The following is a 7,929-nucleotide window of genomic DNA, read 5'->3' on the forward strand; positions in this document are numbered from 1 at the left end:
AAGTGCGCCCATTTTTAGCTGAAAGGGATGAAAGAACCAAGGAAACAGGCATAAATAGAGTAAATTTGAAGCAAAAACCGGCTCATAATTGTAAATTATCCTTGGTATTTTCCTAATAATGGTTATTGCATGAAGTTGTCAAGGTACAATCAAATCATAAAAATTTAGTTCGTGCAGTGAAATCAAATTTAAGTTATTCCTTTTTTGACACCAGCTTGCCTATTTCTTTCAATGCCACCGCAACTGTCCTTGCATCCACATCCCCAAGCCCGCTTCTCATCTTCTCATAGTTGTAAAATACATCGGACAGATCCGAAGACAACCCGGTACCATAATCCCAGCCCGGCAGGCATACGAACCAACCTCCGCTGTACTCTCCCAGGATAAAATGAATACCCGACCGGCTTTTAATATATACCTCATAAATCCCGTCCCGTTTTTCAAGTCTTGCAACCTTTGCCTTCCACTGCTCTCCCTCATGTTTAACGGTAACTTCCAGCACTCTATTTCACCACCCAACACTTTTTTATGTTTATATGCAATTTTTAAAAAATTGAGACCAAAAAAGAGCAAAATAAAAAAGGTCCCTTAAGACCTTGTTATGAAAACAACCGTTTTTCTTTATCCTACTTTCTTTTCAATATCCCTGACTCTCTCCTCCAGTTCCCCGCAAACCGCTTCTCAAGCGCCACAAAGCTGAAGTGCTCCAACGCTCCCTTAATAAATATAATATCTTTTTTTATAAGTTTCAACTCACCTTCGAACACCATCTACCTTTCAACGGCCACAGCCTTTATATCATCAATCTTGGTTTCTATCCTCAATTGAATTTTCTCGAAACCGTCCATTCGGCTTTCAAAGTTACTCAGACGATTTTCTATGCCATAGATACAGCCCTCAATGTTACTCATGCGGCCTTCTGTCCCGTCTATCCGGCCTTCCAATTTACCTATTCTGCTGCTTAATTCTCCAACCAGCTCGGTATTTCTCTCCTGCCCCTTTTCCAACCGCTCCAGCCTTTCAATTATACCTCCCTGATTGCTGGCAAGCCTTCTAAAACCTTCAGCCGTTTCTTTCTGGCTGTTTTCAACCCTCTCCATCCTGGCATCCAGCTTTTCAAGCATCTCAAGTAATTTATTTTCCATATAAATCACTCCCCGGATATAAAAATTCCCAATCCAGGACGGTTTATACCCGAAATTGGGCGCACTTCACCCGCAAATCATTTTCTTATGACTTTTTCACCCCACATTTTCTCTTCTGTTATTATTACCTACCAATATTATACTGTTCCTTACCAAATACCGCAACCTTAAAATTGGGCGCACTTCACCCTGGATTCCCGGAAATACGTAACGAGAATGGCTTAACCCCGCATAAATACTAGAAAGTGACCTCGTTATGTGTTTTTTCATAACTATGATTTTAAGAACATGCAAGGCACCAAACCCCTTGATTTTACTGGATTCTCACTGAATCCTCGTTATGAGTAGGCGGGAATCCAGGCTTCACCCGTAATTTATTTTTGCGTAATCCCGGTAACATTTCTGATCAGTGATAACTGCTTCCTCACGTTCCCGTACGATGTACCTATCCTTTCTGCTATAGCCCTAGGCTTTATCCCCCTTTTATACAGGATATATATCCGACTTTGCTGTGGACTCAGCTCTGGTGGTATCCCTTCCTTTTCCTTCTCCTTATATTTTTCTATCTTCCTTATAGCCTGTTTATATGCCCGGAACACCGTACTGGGTTCTAATTCCAGCATACTTGCAACCTCTGTACAAGAATACTTCTGCCTTAACCTTGCAACCTCCCGCTGTCTCTCAGTAAGTATGGGATTTTCCAGATCATCCTCATTGAGGGCTCCGAATTCGTACAACGTCTTCCTTCTCAACTCCCTCACCGCTTCCTCAAGGTCACTCATCATGCTGCCCAGAAGTTCCAGTTCCACTTTCTCCAATACCGTCCTGCCTTTAGCATAGTTTTGTCCCTTTAGGTCGGTCCTGTAATCATTAACCTTTCTGCAGCTCTCCTTATATTCAACGCACAGTTCAACCCAGGACGACCATTCCTGCCTGCTACTTAACTCTCTCTTTTCAGCAACCTCACTCATGCCCAAACCTCCCGAAATAAAACAGCCAACTTCTTTAATCAAGCAACTTCATCATCTATAAAAAGTACAACTATTTTTAGAATTTCTCTCTTCGTAATTTCCAAAACTTTACATATGTTAATGAATTGCTCCAAAGTTACTTTTACTCTACCATTTTCAATCAAGCTATAACTGCTTTTACTTTTATATCCCAGCTTCTTTGCCATTTCCTTCTGAGTGATGTTCCTAGCAATTCTTTCATCTTTTAAAAGCTTGCATATCTTTACTTTATTATCCATTTACTTACCTCCAGCCTTGTTGAAGTTTCTTAAACTATTTATATCAATTATAGTTTAAGTTTCTTAAACTGTCAAGGTTATTTTTCGGCATGTGTTGAATATACTTGGACTAGTATTTACTAATTATGGCATTCTGATAAAATAATATTAATACAGAAGTTTAAATATTTTGAACTTAATTGATATGAGGTGCTTTTATGTCCACTTTGAGAGAAAGAATTCGTATGTTACGAATAGAAAATAATCTAACACAAGAAGAATTTGGTAAACTTTTTGGGATCGTCAAATCGACTGTATCTTTATATGAGAGTGGAAAAAGCACTCCTGATATTCAAACTCAAAAAAAAATTTGTGAATACTTCAATATTTCCTTGGATTGGTTGCATGGAAGAACCAACATCCGTAACGAAAAAACCATTCAAAACATCAAAAACGCAATAGATGATAATCCTGAACTCATGGAACTCTGGAACCGCCTTGTACAGCGGGAAGACCTGCAGTTCATGTTCGAGCAGACAAAACGCCTTACCCCTGAAAGCATTAGAAAAATTATTGAAGTGATAAAGCTTATTGAAGACGAGGAAAACCCGGAATAGTACAATACTTTAGGGGTAAAACAAGGGCAAATGTGTGTTCTGTGAGGAGGGAGTAATATAATTACTGGCAATGCGGAGCTACACAAGCTCCTGGAACACATAATGAGTAAAGAAACCACTTTAAAGAAAGATTTAGCCGAGCACGATGTCAAGATAATCGTTGCAGATTTAGGCTTGCAGGTAAGAGCTATAGTTTTTAAGTCATTTCAGGGAAAACGTCACATTATAATAAACTCCGCGATATCATATGATCAGTTGCAACATCTATTTTTACACGAACTAACACATATCCTGAACGATTTCCCAAAACACGGACAAATAATATTTTAATATAAAGTTTGGACAAAAAAATAAGCGTACACATTTGCCGGAAAACTGACAGCAGTCTACGGGAAATGACATAGACAAGCTGTTCCGGATTATAAGGGGGTATCTTTCATAATAGAACTGCCAAAATTTTGGGCCTATTGCAGTAATATTTCCCATAACTAGCATATCACGGCTTATCTAATACGTATTGTCAATAATGCGAAGAGACAAAGCTACAATAGATAACAAAAAATCAATAATTTGTCTATGCTGTTTTAGCCGAACCAAAATGGCGAAAAACTGATGGATTTGCCTGACCAATTTGTGCTGTAAAAGATGGCCGTTGTTCCAGACGGGATAAATATGGTAAGATGACAGTAAAAACCGGAACAACGGAGGAATCGTTATGGATAAGTACAGACTAATTGATGAAAAGATTGGTGCAGGGTACAAGCTGCTTCAAGGTAAACAAACCGGTAAAGCCTGCGATGTAATGCTTGATGCCTGGGAAGATATTAAGGCCGTTATGGTTGAGGATAAAGAGGACCTGCCTACCCTTGAATCAAAGTATGAGTGGACAGAATTTATCATGAATTTTGTTCAGGACCTTGAAGAAAACCTCTACAATGCTGCCCAACAGGATCCCCAATACTTTTCAAAGAGAATTCAGTACTGTGACGAACTACTTAAATTAATCGGAAATACAGATGAACTATTAATTGAGAATACCCGCCGGGCAATAGCGGAATCCCATTATGCTCTTGGTAACAAAATAGAATGCGACCGTCTCTTTCAGATATGGTTAACCGATGACCCCGCTTGGGGCTGGGGCTATATCGGTTGGTCAGATTGTTACCAGTTTGGTACCGAGAACATCAAACCCGACTATATAAAGGCTGAAGAGATTATCAGCAAAGCCCTGAGACAAAAAAACCTGAGAGACAGGGTTGATGTTGTTGACAGGGCAATTGATATCTATACTTCTTTAGGCAACAATCAGAAGGTAGCGGAACTGCAAAACGAGCTTAAGGAACTAACCGGAGCTACAAAAAGCAAAACTGCGAGCAGAAACACCCCTGTCAAAGTCATTAAGATTGGCCGTAATGACCCCTGCCCATGCGGCAGCGGCAAAAAATATAAGAAATGCTGCGGGAATTAACATTTTATGATAAGCCTCGCAAAGTACAGTCTAATTTACGTTAAGGATAATAGCTCCATATGCTATATCAAAAGTGAAGAAGATAGTATCTGCCCTGTATGCGGCAGTCCGGACCTGAAAGTTATTGGCAGTAGAAAACGTCGTGCCTGGCAGGGCGATGGTGAAAGAATGATTCTGGTTGTCCGGCGGCTCCGGTGCCTGAACTGCCGCAAGATTCACCATGAACTGCCTGACATACTGGTGCCCTACAAAAGGTATACCAGTGCGGCTATCGAAGCAATTATTGATGATAACACCACCGAGATTTGCTGTGAAAATAGCAGCATATACCGGATAAAGAACTGGTTCACTGAAGCAGAGGCATATATTGCCGGTTGCTTATCTGCCATAGCTTTTCGGCTGGGTCTGGAAACAAAATTCAGAACCGGTCCGGCCCGTAAGCGGATTAAGGACATGATGGGTGAAGCAACAGGCTGGCTGGCCAGAACTGTCCGAACAATAGTAAATACAAACAACTGGCTGCATACCCGTTCTGCATTTATGTCCTGATGGCTCTGATATAAACTCATGTTGAAACTAAAAACAAGGAGGAGTTCAACATGAGAGACCAAAAGAAGGCAGAAGACATTGCCCAGCAACGAATGCAGCTTTTATCGCCATTGTTGGCCGAGGGTTTGGATCCTGCTGAAGCCAAAGAAATCAAGCTACGGATATGTGAACAAACAGGCATATCCGAACGCACCCTACGCAGATATATGGCGCAATACAGGGGAGCAGGGTTTGCAGGGCTAAAACCCAAAGGTAAGGGTCAGCGAAGAACTGAAGATGCCATCCCACCCAATATACTTGAACAGGCCATTCTGTTGCGCAGGCAAGTACCTGGCCGTAGTGTAGCACAGATAATCCAGATTCTTGAATGGGAAGGGTTAGTGGAACCTGGCAGAATCAAACGCAGTACCCTTCAAGAACACCTGGCTAACCGGGGTTACAGCTCAAGACAAATGAAGCTGTATTCCAGTACCGGTGTTGCTGCTCGCAGGTTTCAGCAGCGCTGGCGTAACAAGCTGTGGCACTCAGATATAAAATATGGACCTTATCTTCCCATTGGTAAGGATGGCACTAAGAAACAGGTGTATTTGGTTCTATTTGTAGATGACGCAACCAGGTTTGTTCTACATGGTGAATTTTATCCCATGCTGGACAAGGTCATTGTGGAAGACTGTTTCCGAAAAGCCGTTTTGAAACATGGGGTTCCTGAGGCTGTTTTTTTCGATAACGGAAGCCAGTATAGAAATAAATGGATGCAACGCGCCTGTGCTAAGATGGGTATTCGCTTACTCTATGCGAGACCCTATTCTCCGGAATCGACCGGAAAGGTTGAAAGGATAAATCGTGTAGTTGATTCATTTCTTGCGGAAGTTGCCCTGGAAAAGCCACAAACACTGGAAAGATTAAATGCTCTGTTTCAGGTCTGGCTGGAAGAATGCTATCAAAATAAACCTCACTCGGCCCTGGAAAGCGGTATAAGCCCGGAAACAGCTTACCGGAGTGACAATAAACCTCTAAAGTTCCTTGAACCAGGAATCATAACTCAGGCCTTTTTGCACTGTGAACAGCGAAAAGTGGATAAAGCCGGATGCATTAGTTTTGAAGGGAAAAAGTATGAGGTTGGTCTTCCCTTCATTGGCTGCACTGTAGATGTCATCTATGATCCAGCAGATACAAGTGAACTCACCATAGAGTATGAAGGACATGACTCCTGGAAAGCACGGCACCTGGTTATCGGTGAAAGAGCCGGCCAGCGGCCCAAACTGCCTGAGCACTTAACAGAGCAGAAGGCCGAATCATCCAGACTGCTCAGTGCCGCAGAAAAGAAAAACCAACAGCGGAAGGAACATCAAATGCCGGCCATCTCCTACAGAAATGTGCCACAGGGAGGTGAGTCGCGTGTTTGAGGAATTCTACGGACTCTCTCGCACACCTTTTTCACGTGATATTCCAACGGATCAACTCTATCAGTCCTTAATGCTGGAGGAGACCCTTGGTCGGTTGACCTATGCTGCAGACCGTCAAATGTTTGCTATTGTTACCGGCGATTGCGGAACTGGAAAAACCACAGCCATTCGACGGTTCCGGGATATTCTGGATTTATCCCGATTTTCGGTTCTGTATTTGGCAGACTCCAAGCTAACACCCCGGCATTTCTACAAGGGTTTGCTGGAACAACTGGGATGCGAGGCAAAGTTTTACCGTGGCGATGCCAAACGCCAACTCCATCGGGAGATTGAACTTATGCAGGGAATCCATCGGTTAAGACCTGTGGTCATCGTGGATGAAGCACATTTACTGGATCGGGAAATGCTCGAAGAAGTTCGTTTTCTGCTGAACTTCAAGATGGATTCCCAAAGCCCCATGGCGTTAATCTTAGTAGGGCAATCAGAACTATGGGATAAATTCCAGCTCCAAGCGTATGCTGCTATACGGCAACGAATTGACATTCAGTGTAAATTAAACCATTATGACCGGTCCCAGGTTGGAGAATATGTTCAACGACATCTAGATTACGCCGGAAGTGACAGAGAGATTTTTTCAGATGCTGCAGTTGATGAGATTTACAGATTCTCCAGTGGTTCTGCCAGACTCATAAACAAGCTCTGTGCGCATTGCCTGCTGTATGGTGCACAGAATGGACGCCGTATCATTGATGACCACATGGTAAAGTTAGTCATCAAAGGTGAGTTGTCATGATGGAGGCGGAGTAAATTGGGTGTAAAAACAGGGCAAAAAGAGCAAATCCGGTTCATCACAAACCCATTAACAGTGAAACAAATGGCTGCTCAGATCAATGTAGCCAGTGACGCATACGTCTCAATGAAAATCAGTGAAAATGATCTGCGGGAACTGCTTTACCATTATGCGAAAAACCACAGTAGGAAGCTGTTTGGGTTCAATAGAGATCTAAATCCGACCATCACTAAAATTATTGGCAAAAAACGTAAAGAACTGGTCGAGATTATGTTGGCTGGTCTCCAAATTACGCTTTTTTAGGTTATTACAAGGGCCGGTTTTCTCCTCCTGGGAGGATAGGGCAACGCTGGGGAGCGACCCGAGCGCCCGTGGAGGGCATTATACGGTTGAAACTTCTCCCATCCGGGAGAAGAAAGCCGGCTCTTTATTTAACCGGTAATGCCGGAAGCGATAAACCCTTAATAAGTTGAACTTTTGGTCAGCTTGACCAGCAAGTTTAGGACAATTAACAACGGCTATTCTGGGACATTAAATGTTGGCAGTAACACTATGCTAGCAATACTCTTTAAGCACTACTCTCTTTACACTAGTAAAAATATATTCCAGACTACTTTCTAAGCATATATATTTAGAGAATTTTAACGGCCCATAAGAACAAAGCGAATGTATTTACAGTTATGAAAAGCTTCATCTATAGACCGGTATTCCCGAACAATAGATTCG

9 protein-coding genes and 1 pseudogene are annotated in these 7,929 nt (G+C 42.3%); 6 read left to right on the forward strand and 4 right to left on the reverse strand.

All coding sequences use genetic code 11. The annotated features are described in order from the left end of the window. Nucleotides 1–193 precede the first annotated feature (193 nt). The 4 genes from HPY74_18520 to HPY74_18535 all read right to left on the reverse strand — a co-directional run bounded on the left by HPY74_18520 (nucleotide 194) and on the right by HPY74_18535 (nucleotide 2,394). A complete protein-coding gene (locus tag HPY74_18520; GenBank protein NSW92613.1) occupies nucleotides 194–502 on the reverse strand; it encodes a hypothetical protein in 309 nt (102 codons plus the stop codon). A 268-nt stretch (nucleotides 503–770) separates the two neighbouring features. Further along, nucleotides 771–1,145, reverse strand: coding sequence for a hypothetical protein (locus HPY74_18525; GenBank protein ID NSW92614.1), 375 nt, complete (start codon nucleotides 1,143–1,145; stop codon nucleotides 771–773). 374 nt (nucleotides 1,146–1,519) lie between these two features. Next, a complete protein-coding gene (locus tag HPY74_18530; protein NSW92615.1) occupies nucleotides 1,520–2,116 on the reverse strand; it encodes a response regulator transcription factor in 597 nt (198 codons plus the stop codon). A 38-nt stretch (nucleotides 2,117–2,154) separates the two neighbouring features. Beyond that, a complete protein-coding gene (locus HPY74_18535; GenBank protein ID NSW92616.1) occupies nucleotides 2,155–2,394 on the reverse strand; it encodes a helix-turn-helix transcriptional regulator in 240 nt (79 codons plus the stop codon). A 197-nt stretch (nucleotides 2,395–2,591) separates the two neighbouring features. Here HPY74_18535 and HPY74_18540 point away from each other — a divergent pair, with 197 nt between their 5' ends. The 6 genes and pseudogenes from HPY74_18540 (at nucleotide 2,592) to HPY74_18565 (ending at nucleotide 7,506) form a co-directional block, all read left to right on the forward strand. Beyond that, nucleotides 2,592–2,990 carry a helix-turn-helix transcriptional regulator gene (locus HPY74_18540; protein NSW92617.1) on the forward strand — a complete coding sequence of 133 codons (399 nt, stop codon included), beginning with the start codon at nucleotides 2,592–2,594 and terminating at the stop codon, nucleotides 2,988–2,990. Between the two features lie 1,387 nt (nucleotides 2,991–4,377). Continuing rightward, a pseudogene (locus HPY74_18545) lies at nucleotides 4,378–4,458 on the forward strand (SEC-C domain-containing protein). Between the two features lie 6 nt (nucleotides 4,459–4,464). Further along, nucleotides 4,465–5,007: a transposase gene (locus HPY74_18550; GenBank protein NSW92618.1), complete on the forward strand. Its 543-nt coding sequence runs from the start codon at nucleotides 4,465–4,467 to the stop codon at nucleotides 5,005–5,007. Between the two features lie 50 nt (nucleotides 5,008–5,057). Further along, nucleotides 5,058–6,413: a transposase gene (locus HPY74_18555; GenBank protein ID NSW92619.1), complete on the forward strand. Its 1,356-nt coding sequence runs from the start codon at nucleotides 5,058–5,060 to the stop codon at nucleotides 6,411–6,413. Then, nucleotides 6,406–7,206, forward strand: coding sequence for an AAA family ATPase (locus HPY74_18560; GenBank protein NSW92620.1), 801 nt, complete (start codon nucleotides 6,406–6,408; stop codon nucleotides 7,204–7,206). The genes HPY74_18555 and HPY74_18560 overlap by 8 nt, the downstream gene beginning before the upstream one ends. A gap of 15 nt (nucleotides 7,207–7,221) precedes the next feature. Next, on the forward strand, nucleotides 7,222–7,506 hold the full coding sequence (locus tag HPY74_18565) for a TIGR04540 family protein (protein NSW92621.1): 285 nt from the start codon (nucleotides 7,222–7,224) through the stop codon (nucleotides 7,504–7,506). The last annotated feature ends 423 nt before the right edge of the window (nucleotides 7,507–7,929 follow it).

This window comes from Bacillota bacterium, assembly GCA_013314855.1.
Lineage (GTDB): Bacteria > Bacillota > Clostridia > Acetivibrionales > DUMC01 > Ch48.